The organism is Microlunatus aurantiacus, assembly GCF_039536605.1.
Lineage (GTDB): Bacteria > Actinomycetota > Actinomycetes > Propionibacteriales > Propionibacteriaceae > Microlunatus > Microlunatus aurantiacus.
In genome coordinates this window covers 908,562-930,852 of record NZ_BAAAYX010000002.1, presented here as the reverse complement: position 1 = coordinate 930,852, position 22,291 = coordinate 908,562, and the positions used below count along the sequence as shown (strand labels likewise).

21 protein-coding genes and 1 tRNA gene are annotated in these 22,291 nt (G+C 72.7%); 7 read left to right on the top strand and 15 right to left on the bottom strand.

What is annotated here, in order from left to right; translation table 11 throughout:
• Nucleotides 1-19: 19 nt before the first annotated feature.
• Complete coding sequence (locus ABD714_RS04450; RefSeq protein ID WP_344811056.1) at nt 20-991, top strand: HAD family hydrolase; 972 nt, start codon at nt 20-22, stop codon at nt 989-991.
• A gap of 5 nt (nt 992-996) precedes the next feature.
• Entirely contained in the window at nt 997-2,295 is a 1,299-nt protein-coding gene (locus ABD714_RS04445; protein ID WP_344811055.1) for a glycosyltransferase 87 family protein, read from the top strand.
• A 13-nt stretch (nt 2,296-2,308) separates the two neighbouring features.
• Here ABD714_RS04445 and ABD714_RS04440 read toward each other — a convergent pair whose 3' ends face one another.
• On the bottom strand, nt 2,309-2,728 hold the full coding sequence (locus ABD714_RS04440; RefSeq protein ID WP_344811054.1) for a hypothetical protein: 420 nt from the start codon (nt 2,726-2,728) through the stop codon (nt 2,309-2,311).
• 242 nt (nt 2,729-2,970) lie between these two features.
• On the opposite strand from ABD714_RS04440, the gene ABD714_RS04435 reads away from it, so the two are divergent.
• Complete coding sequence (locus ABD714_RS04435; RefSeq protein ID WP_344811053.1) at nt 2,971-3,747, top strand: hypothetical protein; 777 nt, start codon at nt 2,971-2,973, stop codon at nt 3,745-3,747.
• A gap of 197 nt (nt 3,748-3,944) precedes the next feature.
• On the opposite strand, the gene ABD714_RS04430 is transcribed toward ABD714_RS04435, so the two are convergent.
• From ABD714_RS04430 to ABD714_RS04410, 5 genes are all read right to left on the bottom strand, one after another.
• Entirely contained in the window at nt 3,945-4,373 is a 429-nt protein-coding gene (locus ABD714_RS04430; protein WP_344811052.1) for a hypothetical protein, read from the bottom strand.
• Nucleotides 4,366-5,160 carry an Asp23/Gls24 family envelope stress response protein gene (locus tag ABD714_RS04425; RefSeq protein ID WP_344811051.1) on the bottom strand — a complete coding sequence of 265 codons (795 nt, stop codon included), beginning with the start codon at nt 5,158-5,160 and terminating at the stop codon, nt 4,366-4,368. The genes ABD714_RS04430 and ABD714_RS04425 overlap by 8 nt, the downstream gene beginning before the upstream one ends.
• On the bottom strand, nt 5,151-5,762 hold the full coding sequence (locus ABD714_RS04420; protein WP_344811050.1) for an RNA polymerase sigma factor: 612 nt from the start codon (nt 5,760-5,762) through the stop codon (nt 5,151-5,153). Before ABD714_RS04420 ends, ABD714_RS04425 begins: the two co-directional genes overlap by 10 nt.
• 770 nt (nt 5,763-6,532) lie before the next feature.
• Nucleotides 6,533-7,681 (bottom strand): Gfo/Idh/MocA family protein, encoded by a 1,149-nt coding sequence (locus tag ABD714_RS04415; RefSeq protein ID WP_344811049.1) that lies wholly within the window; start codon nt 7,679-7,681, stop codon nt 6,533-6,535.
• Complete coding sequence (locus ABD714_RS04410; protein ID WP_344811048.1) at nt 7,678-8,415, bottom strand: ThuA domain-containing protein; 738 nt, start codon at nt 8,413-8,415, stop codon at nt 7,678-7,680. The genes ABD714_RS04415 and ABD714_RS04410 overlap by 4 nt, the downstream gene beginning before the upstream one ends.
• 122 nt (nt 8,416-8,537) lie before the next feature.
• On the opposite strand from ABD714_RS04410, the gene ABD714_RS04405 reads away from it, so the two are divergent.
• Nucleotides 8,538-9,311, top strand: a complete 774-nt coding sequence (locus tag ABD714_RS04405; protein WP_344811047.1) for a YqjF family protein — start codon at nt 8,538-8,540, stop codon at nt 9,309-9,311.
• A gap of 147 nt (nt 9,312-9,458) precedes the next feature.
• Here ABD714_RS04405 and ABD714_RS04400 read toward each other — a convergent pair whose 3' ends face one another.
• Nucleotides 9,459-10,358 carry an SMP-30/gluconolactonase/LRE family protein gene (locus ABD714_RS04400; protein WP_344811046.1) on the bottom strand — a complete coding sequence of 300 codons (900 nt, stop codon included), beginning with the start codon at nt 10,356-10,358 and terminating at the stop codon, nt 9,459-9,461.
• A 243-nt stretch (nt 10,359-10,601) separates the two neighbouring features.
• Here ABD714_RS04400 and ABD714_RS04395 point away from each other — a divergent pair, with 243 nt between their 5' ends.
• Nucleotides 10,602-12,329, top strand: a complete 1,728-nt coding sequence (locus tag ABD714_RS04395) for an alpha/beta hydrolase (protein WP_344811045.1) — start codon at nt 10,602-10,604, stop codon at nt 12,327-12,329.
• A 106-nt stretch (nt 12,330-12,435) separates the two neighbouring features.
• Here the strand turns inward: ABD714_RS04395 and ABD714_RS04390 are convergent, their stop codons facing one another.
• The 7 genes from ABD714_RS04390 to ABD714_RS04360 form a co-directional block, all read right to left on the bottom strand.
• Complete coding sequence (locus ABD714_RS04390) at nt 12,436-12,648, bottom strand: hypothetical protein (protein WP_344811044.1); 213 nt, start codon at nt 12,646-12,648, stop codon at nt 12,436-12,438.
• Nucleotides 12,649-12,686: 38 nt separating this feature from the next.
• Nucleotides 12,687-13,280, bottom strand: a complete 594-nt coding sequence (locus ABD714_RS04385) for a hypothetical protein (RefSeq protein ID WP_344811043.1) — start codon at nt 13,278-13,280, stop codon at nt 12,687-12,689.
• A gap of 11 nt (nt 13,281-13,291) precedes the next feature.
• Nucleotides 13,292-14,065 carry an SDR family oxidoreductase gene (locus ABD714_RS04380; RefSeq protein WP_344811042.1) on the bottom strand — a complete coding sequence of 258 codons (774 nt, stop codon included), beginning with the start codon at nt 14,063-14,065 and terminating at the stop codon, nt 13,292-13,294.
• A 61-nt stretch (nt 14,066-14,126) separates the two neighbouring features.
• Entirely contained in the window at nt 14,127-16,118 is a 1,992-nt protein-coding gene (locus ABD714_RS04375) for a CDP-glycerol glycerophosphotransferase family protein (protein ID WP_344811041.1), read from the bottom strand.
• A 139-nt stretch (nt 16,119-16,257) separates the two neighbouring features.
• A tRNA-Ile gene (locus tag ABD714_RS04370) sits at nt 16,258-16,331 on the bottom strand.
• A 20-nt stretch (nt 16,332-16,351) separates the two neighbouring features.
• On the bottom strand, nt 16,352-17,968 hold the full coding sequence (locus tag ABD714_RS04365; protein WP_344811040.1) for an N-acyl-D-amino-acid deacylase family protein: 1,617 nt from the start codon (nt 17,966-17,968) through the stop codon (nt 16,352-16,354).
• A gap of 13 nt (nt 17,969-17,981) precedes the next feature.
• Nucleotides 17,982-19,322, bottom strand: coding sequence for a type III PLP-dependent enzyme domain-containing protein (locus tag ABD714_RS04360; protein ID WP_344811039.1), 1,341 nt, complete (start codon nt 19,320-19,322; stop codon nt 17,982-17,984).
• A 129-nt stretch (nt 19,323-19,451) separates the two neighbouring features.
• On the opposite strand from ABD714_RS04360, the gene ABD714_RS04355 reads away from it, so the two are divergent.
• The gene (locus tag ABD714_RS04355) at nt 19,452-19,859 is read left to right on the top strand and encodes a RidA family protein (RefSeq protein WP_344811038.1); all 408 of its coding nucleotides are present in this window, start codon (nt 19,452-19,454) and stop codon (nt 19,857-19,859) included.
• Nucleotides 19,860-19,867: 8 nt separating this feature from the next.
• Here ABD714_RS04355 and otsB read toward each other — a convergent pair whose 3' ends face one another.
• Nucleotides 19,868-20,701, bottom strand: coding sequence for a trehalose-phosphatase (gene otsB / locus ABD714_RS04350; RefSeq protein ID WP_344811037.1), 834 nt, complete (start codon nt 20,699-20,701; stop codon nt 19,868-19,870).
• A gap of 158 nt (nt 20,702-20,859) precedes the next feature.
• On the opposite strand from otsB, the gene ABD714_RS04345 reads away from it, so the two are divergent.
• Nucleotides 20,860-22,290 (top strand): alpha,alpha-trehalose-phosphate synthase (UDP-forming), encoded by a 1,431-nt coding sequence (locus tag ABD714_RS04345; protein WP_344811036.1) that lies wholly within the window; start codon nt 20,860-20,862, stop codon nt 22,288-22,290.
• Nucleotide 22,291 lies beyond the last annotated feature (1 nt).

The following is a 22,291-nucleotide window of genomic DNA, read 5'->3' as shown; positions in this document are numbered from 1 at the left end:
CGGAATCCCCGTGCCCGCCGTGCGCCCCCACGATTCGGACGAGTCCACACTAAACCCCCGCCGGGGCGCCCGCTACACCCTGACCTGGCCGATCACCGCGATGAGCGCCGCCGCCGTCGTCGGGGAGGACGACGGCGACCGCGACGTCCGCTGGGGAGCGGCCGTCCGTGGCAGGATTCACGGCGTGCGCACCCCGAAGCTGATCGCGACCGACCTGGACGGCACCTTCCTGTCGCCGGACTCCACGGTCAGCGCGGAGAACTCGGCGGCGGTGCTCGCCGCCCAGGAGGCCGGGGTCACGGTCGTCTTCGCGACCGGTCGCCCGATCCGCTGGCTCGAGGTGATCCGGGGTCTGCCCGGCGCGCACCCGACGGTGATCGCCAGCAACGGCGCGGCGCTCTACGACGCCGCGGCGGACGCGATGCTCGACAAGATCACCATCGACACCGAGGCCGCCCTGGACGCGGTCACCCGGATCCGTACGGTGGTCGACGACGTCCGGTTCGCGTTCGAGTCCGGCACCCGGTTCGGGCACGAACCGCACTACACGACGTGGGAACCCAGCGACGGCAGCGATCCGGACGTCTTCAGCGGGCCGCTGGAGACGATCGTGCACGAGGACCTGGTCAAGGTCCTGGTCCAGTCGCCCGGTCTGGCGTCCGACGAGCTGCTGGCCCGGGTCGACCACGTGCTCGGCAACCGGCTGTCGGCCACCCACTCCTCCGCCCGCGGCCACGGGCTGGTGGAGATCAGCGCTCGGGGGGTCGACAAGGGCGCGATGCTGGCCCGGGTCTGTGCGCGGATGGGCATCGACGCCGCCGACGTGGCCGCGTTCGGTGACATGCCGAACGACCTGTCCATGCTCAGCTGGGTCGGCCAGCCGTACGTGATGGCCAACGCCCACCCGGCCCTGATCGCCCAGGGCTTCGCCTCGGTGCCGCCCAACTCCGAGTCCGGGGTCGGGCGGACCATCCGCCGACTGCTGGGCTGACCGGGGTGACCGCGGTGCCGGCCCGGGTCGGGCGCGGGGTGGCCATCTGCCTGCTGCCGGTGCTGATGGCGCTCGACGTGGGGGCCAGCACGTTTCCCGGGGGGACGACGCTGCCCTGGCACCCCGTCATGGTCGACCTCGATGTGTACCGCCTCGCCGGTCGGGTGCTGCTGGACGGCGGCAACTTCTACCAGCTGCCCGGTCCCCTGCAGTTCCTCTACCCGCCGTTCGCCGCCCTGCTGGCGGTGCCCCTCACGGTGCTGCCGGTCGCCCTGGTGCAGATCGCGTGGACCGTCGCTGGCGCGCTGATGATCGTGGCGATCCTGCACCGCTGGGGACAGACCGGATGGCGGCTGAGCCTGTGGTCCACCGCCGTGGTGTTCGCGGTCCTGCCGGTCAGCCAGACGCTGGCCTTCGGCCAGCTCGGCATCCTGCTCGTCGCCCTGGTGGTGCTGGATCTGGCGCCCGGGCCCCGGGCCCTGCCGGGCCGCCGGCGGCTGCCGGAGGGGGTGCTGACCGGTGTTGCCGCCACCCTCAAGCTGACGCCGATGATCTTCGTGCTCTACCTGCTGGCGGTGCGACGGTGGCGGGCCGCGCTGACCGCGACGATCGCCGCGGGGGCCCTGACCGTCCTGGCCGCGATCGTGCTGCCGAGCGAGTCGCTGGACTTCTGGAGCCGACTGGCCCGCGGTGACACGGGCCTCGGTCACAGCCTGATCTACTACACCAACCAGTCCGTGTACGCCGACTTCGTCCGGGCCTTCTCCCTCGCCCCGGCGGGCACCGTGCTGGGGCTGCTGGCCAGCGCGGTGGTGGTGGCCCTGGGGGTGTGGGCGGCCGCCGTCTGGCACCGGGCGGGCGAGGTCCGGTTCGCGATCGCCCTGTGTGGCGTGGCCAGCCTGCTGGCCTCGCCGGTCTCCTGGCTGCACCACTTCGTCTGGGTCGTGCCGCTGGCCTTCGGTCTGGCCGAGCTGGCCCCCTCCCCGGGCCCCGCTCAGCGGACCCGCGGCCACCACCCGCGGGCACGGGTGGTGACCGCGCGGGAACCGCGAGCCCCGGTCTGGCTCCTCGTGCTCGGCTGGGCCTTCGTCGGTTGGGTGGTCGTCTCGCCCTACCGCCGGCTGCCCAACGGCGGGGACCTGGAGCTGGCCTGGACCGCCGGTCAGCACCTGCTGGCCTCGGTCACCGCCGTTCTCGGGGTGGCGCTGCTGCTGGCCGCGGCCCTGGTGGGTCGGCGCCGGGCGGAGGGTCGCAGCCGGCAGGTCCCGGACACCGGGAAGGGCGCCCCCGCGCCCCCCCGTTGAGCGGACCGGGCGGTCAGCGCCGGATCAGATCGAGGATCCAGGGGACGATGTCGCGGGCCTGGTCGACGGCGGCGGAGGCCGTGGCGACCAGCGGGTAGACCGAGACACCGAACGCCACGACGACCGCCACCCCGACGCTGAGCCAGGCCTGCACGCTGGAACCGGACCTCAGGGCCCGCACGAGCAGGGCGAGGGCGACCAGATAGCCCAGGGCGACGACGACCACGATCCGACCGACGGGAACCACCAGCGTCCCCGCTGTCAGCCCGTCCCCGCTGCCGATCAGCGCGGCCACGCTGATCAGGAGCACGACGGCCAGGACGACGCCCACCGCCCCGACGGCGGCGGCGACCATCGCGCCCCGGGCCCTGCCCGACCGGCCGTACCGGGAACCGCGACCCGTCCGTCGCCGAAAGCTGACCTGCCTGCTCATCCGGTGTGCTCCTTCCGCGCTGGGCCGGCGTCGGGCAACGGCTGTCACTGGGTAGGACGTCGCCCCGCCCGGATCCGTCACACCGATCCGGCCGGCTCACGCGTGCGAACCGGACGTGCCGGAAGAAACCTGCGTCACCGCAGATCGATCGGGGTACAGCCGTGACGATGGACCGCTCGGCGGTGTCCTGATCAGGAGATGTCCTCGACCTGAAGTGGTCGTGGCGTGACAGAGGAGCAGATGTGGCCGGCGAGCACGGTGTGTCGAACGAGGTCCTGCAGTCGTCCCTGGGCTGGTACGCGGGCCTGGTGAGCCGGGTGCTGAACGATCCGAGCCGCTGGTTGGGCGTCGACGACGCTCGACCCCAGCGGGTGCCGGGTCTCCCCGGTCGGTTGCTGCGGGGCGCGCGGCGCAAGGTGCTGGGCGACGTGAACCCGACGTCGCCGCAGTGGGCCAGCCGCCCGGTGGCGTTCCGGACGCGGTGGTGGACGTCACGGATCGCGGCCAGCGCGGGCCTGGCGGCGGCCGCCCCCCGGTTCGCCGGGGCCCTGGCCGACCGGGTGCCGCTGCAGGCGGCCCTCGGCGCCTCGGCGGCCGGCCTGGCCGTCTGCGCCGTCGCCCGGGAGCACGGCGTGACCGATCCGAAGGACTGGGTCCCGCTGCTGTCCCAGGTGCTGTTCCACCGACCGCTGGCGGCCGGCGGCAGCGTTCCCGCCGACGCGGTGCCGGACGAGGCCCGGGCCGACGAGCACCTCGAGGCCACGGCCGCCGACCCGACCGAGCCGCCGAGCGGCCTCGCGGCCGTCGGCGAGATCGTGCAGCGGACCGTACGGACGTTGTGGGGGCTGGCGCGGGCGCTGCTGGACGTCCAGGGCCTGCTGGACGAGCGGCCCCGCGGCGGCTTCGTCGCCCGGCGTCTGTCCGCCCTCCCGGTCGTGGGCGTGGCCGGCGGCTGGCTCGACGAGCGGGGCGGGATCAGGCGGGCCGCCAAGACCACGGCTCGACTGGTGCAGCGCTGACGGATCGGCCCGACCCTTCACCGGGCCTGACCGCCCCCGCGGCCTGACCGAATCCACGACCTGACCGGACGCGGCGTCCATGCCCCGCCGGCTCGACGGTCTCACCGGCCGAGGGGCTCACCGGCTCGGCAGCCCCACCGGCTCGAGGGGTTGCGAATCACGGGGTTGCGGATCACGGGGCCCGACTCACCACGGCCTCAGCTCGTGGTCGGCTCTATCACCAGGATGCTGATCTCGACGGAGCCCGGCTCCAGGCCGCGGCCGGTCAGGTGCGCGCGCAGCCGCTCCCGCAGCCGGTGGGCGAGCAGCCGCGCCTGCTGGTCGGTGGTCACCGCCACGTGGACGCCGACATCGACGATCCGGCCGCGCACGGTCAGCTCCAGGTGCTGCGCCGGATCGTCGCCCTCACGGCTCCGCCACGCCTGCACGGCGCCACGCAGGGTCGGCTCGATCCGCAGCACCCCGGAGGTCTGGGTGACGATGTCCGCGAGCGCCTCGCCCAGCTCCTCGATCTCGGCGGCGTCGACCAGCCCGTGCCGGAGGTCGGACGGCCCGGTCACGGGGTGGACCGGATCGGGCCCGGTCGAGCCGGGCACCCCACCGTCGTGGGCGGCGAGGTCAGGCATCGTGGACGTCCCGGACGTCGATGTCGACGGTGACGACATTCATCCCCACTTCCTCGAACACGGCTCGGCGCACGGCCCGCCGGATCAGCTCGCTGACCACCGGGATCGCCACCGCGACCGACACGCTGATCTGCAGGAACACGGCGACCCGGGACGGTCGGGTCGTGCGGTAGGACTCGGGCACGTCCACCAGGTCGGCCGCCCCAGAACGCTCCTCACCAGGACCCGGGTCCTCCCGGCTCGGGTCCTCCCGGCTCGGGTCGTCCGGGTACGGGTGGTCCGAACTCGGCGTCGAACCCGCCCGCTCGGTCGACTCCCCCTGCTCGGTCGACCCCGCCCACTGGTCGGTCGACTCCGCCCACTGGTCGGACAAGGCCCGGGGGTCGCCGAGCTCCACCCGGCAGCGTCGGACCTCCACGCCCGGCACGGCGTCGCCGGCGCGTCGGACCGCGGCGGCCACCGTCTGCTCGCTGACGGACAGGTCCGAGACCGTGCCGTCGGCCACGGGCTCGTCGAGCGGCAGCCGACGGCCTCGGCGGACCTCCGCCCGGGCGATCTCCATGACGCGGCTCAGCACCTGTGGACCCGGTTGGAGATCCGGCTGGGCGGCGTCCGCCCGACGCTGGGCGTCGATCACGCGGTTCAGCCGTCCCAGACTCGCCCGCGCCTCCTGGCAGTAGGGGCACTGGCGCTCATGGGCTGAGGGGGGTCGGTCGATGGTCGCCCAGACGTCATCGATGTCTCGGCCGCATCCGAGGCGGTTGGTCGAGTCCGTGCTCACCGCCATGCGTCCATTCCTCTCGCCAGATTCTGTCGAGCCCGAGCCAGCCGTCCCCGAACCGTGGACGCGGACAGGTTCATCGCGTAGGCGATCTCGGCGTAGCTCAGCTCGTGCAGCTCCCGGAGCACCCAGCACACCCGCTGGTCCTCGGGAAGCTGGGCCAGCACCTCGTTCAGACCGCGGAGCTGAGCCTCGATCTCCGCCGACTCGGCCGGACTGCCGCCGACCCCGCCAGCCATCACCCGCTGCCCCGCCCCGAGCTCGGCCAGCTCGTCGGCTTCGACCGGTTCGACGCCCCGGCGGGACCGTGTCCGCAGCAGACTGAGGCACCGTCGCGTCATGATCTGGTACACCCAGCTGCGGAACACCAGCGGCTCCATCAGCCCCGGCAGTTTACGCCAGACCTGCACCATGGTGTCCTGGAGCGCGTCCTCGGCCTCACCACGATCGCCCAGCAGCCGGTAGGCCAACCGGAACAGCGGCCCCTGGTAGTGCCGGAGGAGCTGCTCGAACGCGATCAGGTCCCCGTCCTGGGCCCGGCCGACGACCGTCGCCTCCGCCACGCCACCGAAGGCCCGCTCCGGGACGCCCTCAACGGTGCCGCTCACCGCTCACCCTCCTGCACCGGGACATGGTGTCACCCACCGGCCGCTGTCCCGGTCGTCGTGCCGCCACCTGACGGTGTGTCCTCTCTCGTTCTGTCGTCTTCGCCAGCCTGGCTGTCGTACGGCCGCTCGGTCTCCTCTGGCCGTCACCCACCTCCCGTCCGGGTGGCGCTTGCGCCCGTCAGCCCGTGGGCGGGTCGTCCCCGGTGTGGCGCGCTCGCCGCCGTTCGGCTGTCGCGGCATCCTCCGACGACCGCGGAGCGGTCCTGCCCGCCTTCTGGACGAGCGAACCGGCCCCTTTGAGCACTGACCCCATCAGCGTGATGCCGGTGCCCGCCAGCCGGGTGATCACCCGCCCGGCCATCAGCGCTCCCCGCCCGTGCGGGGGTGGTCGACCTGTGACATGGGCTCACTCCTTCGACGAGACGAACCGGGCGGGTGCGCCCGGACACCGGTGAAGACGCCACCGCTCGGGTGGATGTCACGGCCGGATCTGCCAGAGCGCGCATCGGCCAGGGGACCAGCGGCGTCGGCACCGGGCTCGGACGCGGGCTCCCTGTCCCGAACGGGAGCGGAAGCCGCCCGTGGTCGGGAAACGCCCGCGTGGCGGCATCGGCACAGCGCGCAAGCCGACCACGGTCGGGAAACGCCCGCGTGGCGAGGTCAGAGCCGGTCGGATGCCGCCCGTGGTCGGAAGAAGCCCGCCGCCCCGGAGTGCGGGGTCAGACCCCGGCGGGATCCGCCCGTGGTCGGACACGGCGCAGCCGGGAGGATCAGAAGATCTCCGGGCGCGCTCCCTGCGGCACCGGCGACGGCCGGTCGCACCGGCTGACCACCGGAACTGTCGCACCGGCCGCCGATGCCTCGGCGATCCGCTCCATCACCTCGTGGACGTGGAAGCCGAGCTCGGCGCTCTGCCGGTGCGCGGTGCCTGTCGCGACGGCGCGCGCGAGGTCGGACAGGCCGTAGCCGCGACCGGCCCCCGCGTAGCCGGCGAGGTCGGAGACGTACGCGAACGGCTCGGTGCGGGCCCGCGCGATGCCCACCGGGTTGGCGAACTGGTTCGGATCGGGCACGTCCAGCGAGGCCGCCGAGCCGTACACCTCGATCCGGGGCAGCTGACTGGCGACGGTGTCGAAGCTGACGATCAGCGTGCTGATCACACCGCTGTCGTGTCGCAGGGTGGCGGCCACGTAGGTGTCGACCTCGACCGGCAGGACCTCTCCCGCCCGCGGTCCGTCATCGGGCACCCGCCGCTCGGTCCGCAACCGCGAGCTCATCGCCGACACCTCGGCGATCGGGCCCAGCAGCGTCACCAGGGCGGTCAGGTAGTAGACGCCCATGTCGAGCAGCGGGCCGCCCCCGCGCAGGTAGTAGAACCCCGGGTTCGGGTGCCAGCCCTCGTGCCCGGGCGACATCATGAAGGCGGTCGCGGCGATCGGCCGCCCGATCTGGCCGTCGTCGATCAGCCGGCGGGCGGTCTGGATGCCGATGCCCAGCACGGTGTCCGGCGCACTGCCGATCCGCCGACCGGCCTTCTCGGCCGCCGCCAGCATCTGGGTCGCCTCTGCCGCGCTGACGGCGAACGGCTTCTCCAGGTAGACGTGCTTGCCCGCCTCGAGCGCCGCGATGGTGAGCGGGGCGTGCAGCTGAGGCGGGGTGAGGTTCAGCACGAGGTCGACCGACGGGTCGGCCAGCACCTCGGCCAGCGGTCGGGCCGGGACGCCCTGCTCGCCCGCCACCCGCTCGGCGGCGGCCGGGACGGCGTCGGTGACGCTCACCAGTCGCAGGTTCTGCAGGTTCGGCAGACTGGCCAGGTACTGCGCGGAGATGTTCCCGCAGCCCACCAGGGCCACGGTCAGCGGAGCCGGCTCCGTCCCGTGGTCGCCGGGGACGACCTGGGCGGGCGTGGGGTCGCTCACCGGCTGGCCCACAGCAGTCCCCGCTTGACCAGGGTGTCGACCTGCGGCACCTCCAGGATCTCCACCCGGTGCCCCGGGGTGCAGACGAAGATCCGGCCCTGACCCCACTGACGGGTCCAGATGGCGGGCGAGGTGACGGGTCGGTGCCACGGGTCCCACTCCCGCACGGCCTGGGTGGTGGTGGCCAGCACGTCGACGTAGTCGTCGCTGAGCACCCAGTACTGCTCGGTCACCAGGTCGAAGTCGCCGACCCCGGCGGTGATCGGGTGCTCGGCGGCGGCCGGCAGCATCTCGATCCGGTAGGGCACGTAGTTGTCCGACTGCTCACCGACGAGCTCGTCCGGATGCTTGCCGGGGTGGCAGGCGAACTGGCCGCCGACCAGGTGCAGGTAGTCCGAGGTGTTGCGGTAGGAGTCGGCGATCCCGCCGTGCCAGCCAGCGAACCCGGTGCCCGCCTCGATGGCCGCCCGCAGTCCCGTGAACTGCTCCTTCTCGATCGTGCTCATGGTCATGCACTGCACGATCAGGTCGGTGTCGGCCATCCGCTCGGCATCGGCGTACGGGGCCGGGGAGTCGAACACGTCGACGGTGAAACCGTGGCGCTCCAGGAACGGGATGAACAGGTCGGTGGCCTCGACCGGCTGGTGACCGTCCCAGCCGCCGCGGACGACGACCGCGTGTCGGGGGCGGGTGGGGTCGAATCCGGAGAGGGTGGCGGTGTCGGCGTCGGTCACGGCGGCGGAGTCTCCTCGGCGCTGGGGGTGGCGGATGAACGTTCACAGCCATTATCCCGTGCCACCTCTCGATGGGCACCGGGCCCGCCCCGATCCGCCTGTCGCCGCACTAGGCTCGGTCCGTGCAGCTGCCGACCGGAGGCGACGTCGAACCCGTCACGCCGCTGACCTCGCGACCGCTGCGCCGCACCCTGCTGAGCCAGTTCTGGGCGGACCTGTGTTTCCTGCACTGGCCGGTCGACCCTGGTCTGGTGGCTCCGTTGCTGCCCGCCGGCACGCGGCCCGACACCCTGGACGGGATGACGTACGTCGGCCTGATCGGCTTCCGGATGGTGGGGCTCGGGCTGTTCCGCGGTCCTGGGCTGCCGTGGGTCGGCACCTTCGCCGAGACCAACGTGCGGCTCTACAGCGTGGACGGCCACGGCCGACGCGGTGTGGTCTTCCGTTCCCTCGACGCGACCCGGCTGCTGGCGGTGCTGACCGCCCGGGTCACGCTCCGGCTTCCGTACGCGTGGTCGCGGATGAGTGTCGAGCGACACGACGACGAGATCACGTACCGCTGCCGGCGCCGGTGGCCAGAGCCGAGGGGCGCCGCCAGCACGATGCGGATCCGGGTCGGACAACCGGTCGACCGCCCGACGCCGCTGGACCACTTCCTGACCGCCCGCTGGGGACTGCACACCGCGATCGGTCGGCGGACCGTGCACCTGCCCAACGCGCACCCGACCTGGCCGCTGTGGACGGCGGACCTGCTGGAGCTCGACGACCAGCTGGTGGCCGCCGGCGGGCTGCCCGCCCCGGTGGGACCGCCGGTGAGCGTGCGCTACTCCCCGGGGGTGCCGGTCACTTTCGGGTCGCCGGACGTCTGTCCACCCCTGGTCCCGGTCGGCACCTGAGCAACGGCGTCGACCTGCTGGTCCCTCGACGCCGTCCGGCACGAACCGTCCCGCTCGGGCCGAGCGCCGACCCCCGGGGCGCCGTCGATCCGCTCGTCGGGGCCAGCCGCGACCCCTTGGCTCCCCGCCTCAGCAGGAGCGCACGCCTCAGCAGTAGCGCACGCCGGTGAAGTTCACCCGCAGCGTGTAGAGCGAGGTCGTCGCGGTCAGGTAGAGGTGGTTGTGCTGCCGTCCGCCGAAGCAGAAGTTGGCCACCGTCTCCGGCACCAGCAGCTTGCCGCTCAGCGTGCCGTCCGGCTCGTAGCAGTGCAGACCGTCCTGCGCGGCACCCCAGAGGCGACCGCGGGTGTCGAAGCGGATGCCGTCGTAGCCGTCCGGATCGGCCGCGAAGACCTCCCCGCCGCTGAGACCGGCGCCGTCCACGGAGAAGACGCGGACGTGGTGCTCCTCGCTGTCGACCACGTAGAGCCGGGTGAAGTCGGCGCTGAAGGCCAGTCCGTTGGGCTGGCTGAAGTCGTCGGCCACCACGGCCAGCCCGCCGGAGGGGTCGAGTCGGTAGACGTTGCGGCTGCCGATCTCCTCGGTCGCGGCGTGGCCCTCGTAGTCGGTCATGATCCCGTAGGTCGGATCGGTGAACCAGATCGCTCCGTCGCCGGCCACGACGACGTCGTTCGGGCTGTTCAGCCGCTGACCCCGATAGGAGTCGGCCAGCACCGTGACCGACCCGTCGTGCTCGGTACGGGTGACGCGCCGGTGACCGTGCTCGCAGGTGACGAACCGCGACTCGGCGTCGATCGTGCGACCGTTGGTGAACCCGACTCCGGTGGCCACCTCGACGACGTGACCGGTGATCTCGTCGTAGCGCAGCACCCGGTCGTTGGGGATGTCGCTGAACAGCACGAACCGACCGGCCGGGTGGTGGGCCGGGCCCTCCAGCCATCGCCCCTGGTCGAACACCTTGCCCAGCCAGCGGTCTCCGCCGGTGCCGGCGAACCGCTCATCGAGGGTGACGAACTCGGCGGGGATCATCTCGGGGCTGCGGCGCACCCGGTCACGTTAGCGCCGCCGGCCGGGGGCCCCGAAGGCCCGCCCCTCTCGGCGCGGCTGGGTGTGGCGGATACCAACTCACGAACGCCGCATGAACGTCAAAAAGAAACTCGTCGACTGTTCGTATTTCCGTCCACGGCGGTCGCTCGGGATGCCTAGGTTTCTCCCAGCGCGTCCGGCAGCGGAGTCGGGCGCCGATCACCAGGAGCGTGCATGCGACCTCTCTCCCGAAGGTTGTTCGCCATGGCCTCGGCCATGGCCCTGACCGCCGGACTGCTCTCTGTGTCCACCGCCCCCGCGGCGGACGCAGCGACCTCGTCCACCTCGAAGGTGGAGAAGCGGCGGAGCAAGGCGGTCAAGACCCCCAAGCTGAAGTGGTACACCTGCTACGGCTACGCGAAGTGCGCGACCGTCAAGGTCCCGCTCGACTACGACAAGCCCAAGGGCAAGAAGGTCGAGCTCGCGGTGCTGAAGGTGCCGGCGAAGAACCAGAAGAGGAAGATCGGCTCGCTGTTCGTCAACCCCGGCGGCCCCGGGGGGTCCGGCACCGAGATCGCCTACGGTTCCCCCTACTTCCTCAGCCCGGCGGTGACGGATCGGTTCGACGTGGTCGGCTTCGACCCGCGTGGGGTCGCGTTCAGCCAGAACGTCAAGTGCTTCTCCTCCCCGCGCACCGGTTCGCCGGTGTCGGACAAGATCAGCTCGGTGGCCTTCCCGTACGGAGCCGCTCAGGAGAAGGCCTTCAAGAAGGTCTACGACAAGCACGCGAAGGGCTGCTCCACGACCGGCAAGCCGCTCAGCGGCGCCATGTCCACCGCGGAGGTCGCGCGGGACATGGACCTGCTGCGCCGGGCGGTCGGCGACAAGAAGCTCACCTACCTGGGCTTCTCCTACGGCAGCTACCTCGGCGAGGTGTACGCCAACCTGTACCCCGACCGCGTCCGGGCGCTGGCCGTCGACGGCGTTCTCGACCCGGCCCGCTGGGCGGGCACCAAGAAGACCCAGAGCACCCCGATCGGCGCCCGACTCGGCTCCGCCGAGGGCGCCAGCAAGGCCCTGAACCGCGCGCTCCTGCTGTGCGACAGGGTGGGCGAGGCCTACTGCAGCTTCGCCGGCGGCAACCCGGTGGCCAACTACGAGAAGATCGCCCAGAAGCTGCGCAAGGGTCCCCTGACCGTGGTCGACGAGGAGTCCGGCGAGCAGTTCGTCGTCACCTACGCCGACTTCGTGGGAACCTCGCTGGGCATCCTCTACTCCCAGTACTACACCGCGGAGGACCTGACGTGGTTCGCCAGCTACGTGGGTCAGCTGACCGGGGTCACGCCGGCCACCGCGCCCCGTCAGCAGACGACCCAGGCGCTGATCACGCTGACCAAGAAGATCAAGGCCGAGCAGCAGCGGCGGCCGCTGCCGGGCAAGCGGCTCGGCTTCCCGTACGACAACAGCGTGGACGCCTTCCAGACCATCGCCTGCACGGACTCCCGGAACAGCAAGAACCTGGCCGACTTCGGGCGCCTGGCGAACGCGGCCGACAAGCGGGCCCCGTACTTCGGTCGGCTCTGGCTGTGGAACCTGGCCGGCTGCTCCAGCACGAAGTGGACGGTCAAGGACGAGGACGCCTACCGCGGCCCCTGGACGAAGAGGACCAGCACCCCGGTGCTGATCGTCGGCAACTACTGGGACCCGGCCACCAACTACGCGGGCGCGCTGTCGACGTCGAAGCGGCTGCCGAACAGCCGGCTGCTGTCGTCCAACTCGTGGGGCCACACCGCGTACGGCACCTCCGAGTGCGTCACCGACGCGGTGGACACCTACCTGCTGACCAAGAAGGTGCCGGCCCCGGGCAAGGTCTGCACCGGTGAGTACACGCCGTTCGCCGATCCGATCCAGGAGGACTCGACCAAGCGCTCCCGCGCCAAGGAGCAGAACAGCCCGGTCGCCGTCCCGCCGGCCAAGCCCGGCCTGCGCTGAGCGGACCCCGCTCGCCGGGCGAGCGGGGCAGCGAGCCACGAGAACCACACCCTGCGCGGGTCGGAGATCATCCGGCCCGCGCAGGGTCGTCTCCGGCGCCCTCGGGTCAGGGCACCTGGGAGGAGGACTCCTGGGTCCCCTCGACGTCCAGCGTCCGCTCCGCCGACTCCTGCAGGATCACCTCGGCCTGGTGCTGCGGGTCGTCGCTGCCGGCGGCGATCTCCTCGGGCAGCAGGTGCGCCCGCTCGTTCACGGTGTCCTGGTCGACGGGTTCCTGGTCGACGGGTTCCTGATCGCTGGTCTCGGGGTTGTCGCTCATCCGTGAACCGTACGCGGTGCCGTGCGCCGGGACCGGGTTCAGCAGCTGCAGGTCCAGGCGTACCAGCCGTCGGCGATCGGGGTGAAGCCGTTCGGCGGGAAACGGGTCGCCTCGTCCCCGGCAGGGAGCCCGTGGGGGGCGTACGCGAAACCCGCGTCGTCGCCCAGGGCGCCCCGCTCCTGCAGGAACATCAGGCCACCGGCGAACCCGTGGCAGGCGGAGATGGCGTAGGTGCCGATCTGTGGGGGGCAGGTCCCGGGGTAGGCCTGCCAGTGGTCGGCACCTGACCCCGGGAGCGGACCGGCCTCCTGCACGACCTGCTCGAAGGACGGCCGGCTGTGCTCGAACCGGGCTCGCAGCGCGACGTCCCCGCCCACCTCGATCGCGATCCCGCCGCCGACGGCCAGCACCAGGGCGGCGACCAGACCGGCCGGTCGCAGCCAACGGGCCGCCGGTGCCGGTTCCGCGCCCATGATCATCAGCAACCCACCGAGGACGAGCACGGACACGATCACCCCGGCGGCCAGGGGCCAGCCCGGGAAGCTCGCGGCCCACAGCAGCACCGCGACCACCGCCGCCCCGACGGCGACCAGACCCGCCGCGCGCAGGCACTCGCGCTCGGTCGAGGTCACGTCAGCCGCGCCTAGCCCTGCAGCAGGGACTGTGCGCCGTCGATCCACAGCTCGGTGCCGCTGATGTGGGAGGCGTGGTCGGAGGCCAGGAAGGCGATCAGGTCGCCGACCTGCTCGGCCGACCCGGGACGGCCCCCGGTCAGCGGGATCTCCCCGCGGGGGAACTCGACGGGGATCTGCACGTCCTCGTTCTCGGCCTTGGTGTTGTCGGAGATCTCGGTGCTGATCGCCCCCGGGCAGACCACGTTGACCCGGATCCCGGCCGGACCCAGCTCGACCGCCAGCATCTTGGTCAGCGCCACCTGCCCGGCCTTGCTGCTGGAGTAGGCGGACGCGCCGGAGTTGGAGAACATCCGGGTGCCGTTGACCGACGAGGTGACCACGACCGAGCCGCCGCGTTCCCGCAGGTGCGGGACGGCGTACTTGATGGTGGTGAAGGTGCCGACCAGGTTGATGTCCACGGTGGTGCGGAAGTCGTCCACGGTCAGGTCGTCGATCCCGGCCCAGGTGCCGTTGACCCCCGCGTTGGCCACGACGATGTCGAGGCGTCCCCAGGTCTGCACGGTGGTGTCGATGGCGGACCGCACGGAGTCCTCGTCGCTGACGTCGCACGGCACGGTGATCGCCGATCCGCCGTCGCGCGCGATCTGCTCGGCCACCTCGGTGAGCTCCTCGGGCGTGCGGCCGGCCAGCGCGACCCGGACCCCCTGCCGGGCCAGCACCTGCGCCGTCGCCTGCCCGATCCCGGACCCTCCCCCGCTGATGAACGCCACCTTGTCCTGCATCGTCATCTCCTTCGACGTCTGTGCTCGGTCCGGGTGTCCGGATCCGGACCCCCGCGTCTTGCTACCCGCCGCCGTCGGGTCGAATCAAGGGCTCCCCCGGCCGGGACGGGGCAGCGTCTCTGGTCAGCCGGTCTGCCGCGTCCGCTCGGTCGGGTCGACCGCCTCCGCCGCCAGCAGCTCGTCCAGCTCGGCGCGGACCCGGCACCGCCTGGAGCTCGTCGGCGGGCGACACCGACGCGACCGACGCAACCGGGTCCGGGACCGGGACCGCAGTCGGGCGGGTCGCCCCGGGCTCCACCGCTGACACGGGCCGGCCAGTGACGAGACGACCGGCCACCCGCAGGAACTCGTCGGCGGCGTGCGGGCCGAGCCGGTCACCCAGGCAGTGGCGCCGGTACGCCCGGCGCCGCTCCGCGAGGGGGTCGTCCCCGTGCAGGTGGTCGAGGGCCTCGTCCAGGGTGGAGAGGTCCTTCTCGATCACGTACGCGACCCGGGCCATCGGGAACTCGGCGCGGAAGGTCTCACCCGACGCCCGCATCGCGACCATGGCGAAAGGCTTGCCGGACGCGAGGTTGTCCGACGCGACCGACGACACGTCGGTCACCAACCCGTCGGCGGCGTTGAGGCAGTCGGCCACGTCCCAGGTCCGCTCGGCGTGCTCGCCCCAGACGTGCGCGCGGCCGGTCGCGCGCCGGTCGGCCCCGAGCCGCTGCTGGATCCGCCGGATCAGGGCGGCGTCGACCGGGTCGGCGTAGCTCAGCGGGTGCGGCCGGAAGATCACCGTCGTCCCCCGCTCGAGCAGGGCGGCGACGATCCGCTCACCCAGCGGCAGCGAGGAGTAGTCGGTGCTGGGTCGTCCGCCGCGCCAGGTCGGCGCGTAGAGGATGGTCCGCGGCGCGCCGGCGGGCAGCGGCTCGTCGCGCACCTCGATCCGCTCGATCTGGGGCCGCCCGACGACCAGCAGGCGGTCCGGCGGGATCGTGACCCCGTGGGCGGCGTAGCGCTCGACCCCCTGCTGACCGGAGACGAGCACCTTGTCGTAGGTCGCGTGCCGGGCGCTGAAGTTCGCCGCCTTGTCGGAGTCGCCGTGGTTGAGCCAGACGTGGGTGAGCCGGCGGAACTTCTGGAAGCTGAGGTTGGCCCGGCTCCCCTGCACGTAGAAGGCGGCCTTCATCGACGGCACCACCAGCGCGTCCAGGTTGCCCAGCGCGCTGGTGGTCCGCGGCACCACCACCGGCTCTCTGGTGAGGGCGGTGATGGTGGGCACCGTCGAGGGTTCGCGGGTGATCACCACGAACGGCTGGCCCAGCCGCTCCAGGTACGGCAGCCACATCCCCAGCTGGTAACGGGCACCGTGCTCGCCGCCGTAGTAGACCGCGAACGCCGGTCGGTGCTTCGCCAACGCGGTGGGCAGCCCGGCCAGCGACGCGCGGCTGATCACGTTCGCGTGCAGGGCGTGGCCGATCATGATCAGCACGCCGGCGACGCCCAGCAGGACGACGCCGAGGTAGAGCCAGGCCGGTGCCGCCAGCGCCGCGAGCACGCCGCCGGCGACCGTCAGGGCCACGGAGCCGAGGGGGAGGAGGTCCGGCCGGAAGGGCGGCGCCGGCACCGGTCGCACGCCGGGGAGGTTCACCGCCACCGGTTCGGTCCTGCTCAGCAGGACCTTGATCGTCGGCTCGGTCAGCACCGCCAGCAGAGCCAGCCCGCTGGCCGCCCAGACCCAGACCGCCTGCTCGGGACGACGGAGCAGGTAGGCGGCGGCGACGCCGAGCAGCAGCACCAGCCGCGAGCCGGCGTACGCGGTCAGCAGCGGAGTCAGTCGTGCGGCTTCCCGGCGCAGCAACCACGCGACCACCAGTGTCGCGACGGCAACCAGCACCGCACCGGCGACGCGCGCGGCGACGGGCTGCGTGGCGAACAACAGCACCACTCCCGCCACGGCCACGACGTTCGCGGCACAGGACACCAGCAGGTCGATGATCTTGGACTGGTTCGCGCCGACGGTGGCGGACCAGCCCCGGACGCTCAGGGCGCTGGGCGGCGGCTCCATGCCGAGACGGTAGCGGGCGAACTCCGCCACGCTCGGTTGCACGCGCCGCGCACGGGCCGATCGTGACCGAGCGGTCCCCGAACACGCGTGGATCGCCCCGGCGAGACGCCGCAGGACCCCGACCGGTCGACGACGGGTGTAGGGCGGGCGGGGCTCGAACCCGCGACCCAGGGATTATGAGTCCCCTGCTCTGACCTGCTGAGCTACCGCCCCCGGTGCTGCGACCCCCGATGCTAGCGGTCCAGCGCCCGAGTGCCGGTCGCCGTGCGCCGCAGGGCTCGGCCCGGCCGGGCCGGGGTGCGGACACCGTCGGCCAGCACCGGCTCGCCGTCGACCAGCACCCAGTCGATGCCCGTGGCCTGCTGTCGAGGATGGGCGTACGTCGCGGTGTCCTGCACCCGGTCGGGGTCGAAGAGGACCAGGTCGGCGTGGTGGCCGACCCGGACCAGGCCCCGGTCGACCAGCCGCAGCCGCGCCGCCGCCCGGCCGGTCAGGTGGTGCACGCAGTCCGCCAGGTCGAGCACGCCGAGCTCGCGGACGTAGTGGGCCAGGTAGCGCGGGAACGTCCCCCAGGCTCGCGGATGCGGCTTCGCGCCGACCAGGATGGCGTCGGAGCCGCCCGTGTGCACCCGGTGCCGCATGATCGCGCGGACGTTCTCCTCGTGGCCCACGTGCTGCAGGATCGTGGTGGCCAGCCGGTCGGCCAGCACCAGGTCCGCGTACGCGTCGACCGGCGCGACCCCACGGAGGACCGCCAGCTGCGCGACCGTGCGTCCGACCACCTCGGACAGCCGCGGGTCCCCCACCCCGCTGATCTCGATGGTCGTCCAGTCCACCGGGCAGCCGTGGCAGCCCTCGCTCCCCGTAACCTCCAGCGCGTGGCCGATCCGGGCCCGGGCGTCCGGGTCGGCCAGCCGGGCGGTGATCGCGTCCGGACCGCCCGCCGTGGCCCAGCGCGGCAGCAGGGCCACCAGCGACGTGGATCCGGCCAGGTACGGGTAGGTGTCGAGGGTGATGTCCAGCCCGTCGTCCAGGGCGTTGTCGATCATGGTCAGCAGCTCGCCGGCGCGGCCCGCGTTGACGTCGAAGTTGAGGGTGGCGTGGGTCAGGTGCAGTCCGCAGCCGGACCGCCGGGCGACCATGATCATCTCCTCGTACGCGGCCAGCGCCCCCCGCCCGTACGACCGGTGGTGCGGCGCGAAGTAGCCACCCGCCGCCGCCACCACCCGGCAGAGCTCGACCAGCTCGTCGGTGTCGGCGTACATGCCCGGTGGGTAGGTCAGGCCGCTGCTCAGACCGACGGCGCCGTCCCGCAGCCCCTGGCGGACGACGGCGGCCATCTCCACCCGCTCGGCCGCCGTGGCGGGCCGGTCCTCCTGCCCCACCACCTGCAGCCGTACGGTGCCCTGCGGCACCAGGTAGGCGGCGTGGACGGCGATCCCCTGATCGAGAGCGTCCAGGTAGTCCGACACCCGCGGCCAGCCGAGGGCACGTTCCGGGTCACCGTTCCAGCCGGCCAGCTGGCGGCGCAGCTGCCCGGCGGTGACCTCGTCGGCCGGCGCGTAGGACAGCCCGTCCTGGCCGAGCACCTCGCAGGTGACGCCCTGGCTGACCTTGGCGAGATGATCATGGTCGACCAGTAGCGCGACGTCGGAGTGGGCGTGCAGGTCGATGAAGCCCGGCGCGAGCACCCGGCCGTCGGCCCTGATCACGCGGCGGGCCGGGGCGGCGTCCCCGACCGGGTCGATCGCCACGATCCGGTCCCCGGCGATCGTCACGTCGGCCGGCCGGCCCGGAGCGCCGGTCCCGTCGACCACCAGCGCGTCGGTGATCAGCAGGTCGTCGGTCACGTCGCTCCCGGACTCAGAAGTAGGTCCGGATCAGGTCGACCACCACCGGGTCGGCGGCGTCGGCGTCGTCGATCACCGGAATCAGCTGCCACTTGTCGAACGCCGTGCAGGGGTGAGACACCCCGAGCCGCAGCTCGTCGCCGATCCGCACCGGGGCCGGCAGGGCCGGGTCCCAGCGGAGGAAGCCGTGCTGGTCGTTCAGGGCGGTGATGCTCAGACCCGTCAGCCGCTGTGGTGCCTCCCCCGCGTCCCGCGGCCGGCGCAGCTGCACCTCCGGCAGCCCGAGGTCGTACGGCAGGTCCCGCTTGCCGCCGTCGACCAGCGCCAGTCCGGGCTCCGGTTGGCTGCTCACCCGCACCCAACCGTGCAGGGCGCTGACCAACCCGGGCCCGGGGGTGCGTGGGTGCTCGCCCAGCGGGCTGAGATGTCGGTAGTGACCGTCGTCGTGGGTGAGGTACGCCCCGGACCGGAGCACCACCCGGACGCCCTCGGCGGTCAGCGGTCCGAGCACCTCGGCCACGTCGTCGAAGTAGGCACTGCCGCCGGCGGTGACCACCGGCACCAGCCCGGTCGGGTACCAGCCCTCGGCGTCGATCCGCTCGTGCACCCGCCGCACACCGGTGAGGAAGCCGCGCACCGCGGTCAGGCTGGCCGGATCGCTGTCGGCCGCCAGGGCGGCCTCGTAGCCACCGACCCCGGCCAGCCGCAGGTGTGGCGCCTCGGCGACGGCTCGGGCCACGTCGACCGCCGCGGCCAGGTCGCGGGCGCCGGTGCGTCCGCCGGGACCACCGAGCTCGACCAGCACGTCGAGCGGCCGGTAGCCGTCGTCCGACGACGGCGCGTACGACGCCAGGGCCTCCTCCATCAGCGCCACGGTGGCCACGTCGTCGGCCCAGGTGATCACCTGCGCACGTGGGTCCGCGGCGAGCTGGTCGGCGATCCAGCGCAGCGACAGCGGCGAGATGATCGCGTTCGCGATGAGCACCCGCGACACCCCGAACGCCCGCGCCACCGCCAGCTGGGGCAGGTTGGCCAGCGTGATGGCCCAGGCCCCGGCGGCCAGCTGGTCCGCCCACAGCCGCGGTGCCATCGTGGTCTTGCCGTGCGGCGCCAGGTCGAGTCCTCGCTCGGCGCACCAGCGCGCCAGGGTGGCCACGTTCTGCCGGAGAGCCGGGGCCGCCAGGGTCAGCAGCGGCGTCGGGAACTCGCTCAGCGGCACCCGCTGAGCGACGACCTGCGCGGGAGTCCGCCCCCAGAGCTCCGGCGGGACACCCTTGTCGGCCCAGGTCAGCGGCTGGGCGTCCGACACCGCCAGGGCGGCGGCATCGAGGACGGCGGGATCGGGTTCGGGCATGGGCACCTCCGACCGGCAGACTACGCACACCACCGCGCCCCGCCCGCACGATCACCGGCCAGCACGATCACCGACCAGCACGGTCGCCGGCAGGCGCGCGGTCACCGACCAGCCGCCCGAGGAGCACCCGTGACCGTCAACCCGAAGATCGCCGTGTCCACCACCGACGCCCCCGCCCCGGCGCCGGTGTTCTCCCAGGGGGTGCGCCGGGGGCCGATCCTGCAGGTCTCCGGCCAGGGACCGGTCGACCCCGCCTCAGGCTCCTACCTGCACCCCGGCGACGTCGCCGCGCAGACCACCAGCACCCTGGCCAACGTCGAGGCGGTGCTGACCGCCGGCGGGGCGACGTTCGAGGACGTGATCATGCTCCGCGTCTACCTGACCACCCGCGACGACTTCGCGGCCATGAACGAGGCGTACGGGGCCTTTCTGACCGACCGGTGCCAGGTGCTGCCCGCCCGCACCACGGTGTTCGTCGGGCTGCCGCGGGAGGAGATGCTGGTCGAGATCGACGCCCTGGCCGTGCTGCCCGACTGAGCCGAGGGTCAGCGAGCGGCCAGGCTGTCGGCGAGCCGGTCCAGCCACTCGGCCACGCCGCTCGGCCCGTCCACCACCAGGTCCGCCAGCTCGGTGAGGGCGTCCTCCTCGTGCGAGGCCGAGCAGACCAGCAGCCCGGGCATCCCCTCGGTCCGGAACTGCTCGACCGCCCGGAAGGCGGGCAGGTCACCGAGGTCGTCGCCGGCGAAGATGATGCAGCTGACGCCGGTCTCGGCCACGATCGCGCGGAGCGCGTCGCCCTTGTCGATCCCGGGAGCGCGGATCTCCCACACGTTCTTGCCCGGCTCCAGCTTCAGGTCGTAGCGGTCCGCGAGCTCGGCCAGCGGCTCGGCCAGCTGGTCGAACGCCGTCGCCGGGTCCTCCAGCTCGCGGGTGTGCACGCCGATGGCGCGCCCCTTGTCCTCGATCCGGACGCCGTCCAGACCCAGGCCGGCGAGCAGGCCCGGCAGCTCCTCCTGCAGGTGGGTGATGCCCTCCGGGGTCGGCGGCAGGTCGAACCGGTCACCGGCGGCGTCCCAGCGCTCCACGCCGTACTGACCGAGGACCGTCATCGACTCCAGCCCCTGGGCCGCCCGGAAGCCGCCGAGGCGGACGGCGGTCCGGGCCGGACGACCGGTGATCACGACGATCGAGCCCAGCATCGACCCCAACCGGGAGAGGGCGGCGACCGCGGTCGGGTCGGCGTGGGCGTGCTCCGGGTCGTCGATGATCGGCGCCAGCGTGCCGTCGAAGTCCAGGGCGAGCATGGTCTGCTCGGGTCGATCCATCACCGTACGCATCGCGTCGATTCCCGCGTCCGAGACCGGGCCCGTGCCACTCATGGGAGGAGCCTCCCACGTACGGGGCCGGTCGGCCCAACCGAGGTTTCCGCCGCACCGACCGGCCCGGTCACGGGGCGCGGGCGCTATGGTCACAGGGATGCGGGACACGAGAACAGAGCGGTTCGGGGTGGGGCGACGATGAGCGCGACAGGACGACGATGAGCGCCGCCAGACGGGGGGCGAGCCGGCGCGCCTCCTTCGTGGTGGTGGCCAACCGGCTCCCGGTGGACCGGGTCGAGAACCCCGACGGCTCGCAGGAGTGGCGGACCTCCCCCGGTGGTCTGGTCACCGCCTTCGAGCCGGTGATGCGCACGCATCGCGGTGCGTGGGTCGGCTGGCCCGGCTCGCCGGACGACGACGTGGAGCCGTTCGTCCACAACGACCTGCAGCTCGAACCGGTGCACCTCAGCGCCGACGACGTCGAGCTCTACTACGAGGGCTTCTCCAACGGCACCCTGTGGCCGCTCTACCACGACGTGGTCGCCCCGCCGGCCTACCACCGGGACTGGTGGGACCGCTACGTGACCGTCAACGAGCGCTTCGCCGAGGCGGCGGCCCGGGTGGCCGACGACGGCGGTCAGGTCTGGATCCAGGACTACCAACTCCAGCTCGTGCCGCAGCTGCTGCGCCAGCTGCGCCCGGATCTCAAGATCGGGTTCTTCCTGCACATCCCCTTCCCGCCCACCGAGCTGTTCCAGCAGCTGCCCTGGCGCAGCCAGATCCTGCAGGGGCTGCTCGGGGCGGACCTGGTCGGCTTCCAGCTGCCCGGCGGCGCGCAGAACTTCGTCCGGCTGGTGCGGCAGCGGTTCTCGTACGAGACCCGGCGGGACCGCATCCGCACCCCCGACGGTCGGACCGTGGTGGCCCGGGCCTACCCGATCGCCATCGACTCCTCGAGCATGCACGACCTGGCGATGTCGGAGGAGACGGCCGCCCGGGCGCAGGAGATCCGCGAGGACCTCGGGAACCCGACGACGATCTTCCTCGGCGTGGACCGGCTGGACTACACCAAGGGGCTGCCGGAGCGGATCCGCGCCTTCGGCGAGCTGGTCGCCGACGGTGCCGTCGACCCCGCCGACGCCGTCTTCCTCCAGGTGGCGACGCCGTCCCGGGAGCGGGTCGAGCAGTACCGGATCCTGCGGGACGACATCGACCGGTTGGTCGGCCGGATCAACGGCGACACCGGGCTGCTCGGTCGGCCGCCGATCATCTACCTGCACAACTCCTACCCCCGCGAGGAGATGGCCGCCATGTACCGGGCGGCCGACGTCATGGTCGTCACCCCGCTGCGTGACGGGATGAACCTGGTGGCCAAGGAGTACGTGGCCTGCCGGGACGGCGACAACGGGGCGTTGGTGCTGAGCGAGTTCACCGGGGCGGCGAAGGAGCTGCGGCAGGCCTACCTGGTCAACCCGCACGACATCGACGGGCTGAAGTCGACGATGCTCGCGGCGGCCGGCGACTCCAGCCGCAACAAGGCCCGCCGGATGCGCATCATGCGCCGGCACGTGTTCGACCACGACATCGACCACTGGGCGGGTCAGTTCCTGGACGACCTGGGCAAGCTGGGTCCCGGCAGCGACTACTGAG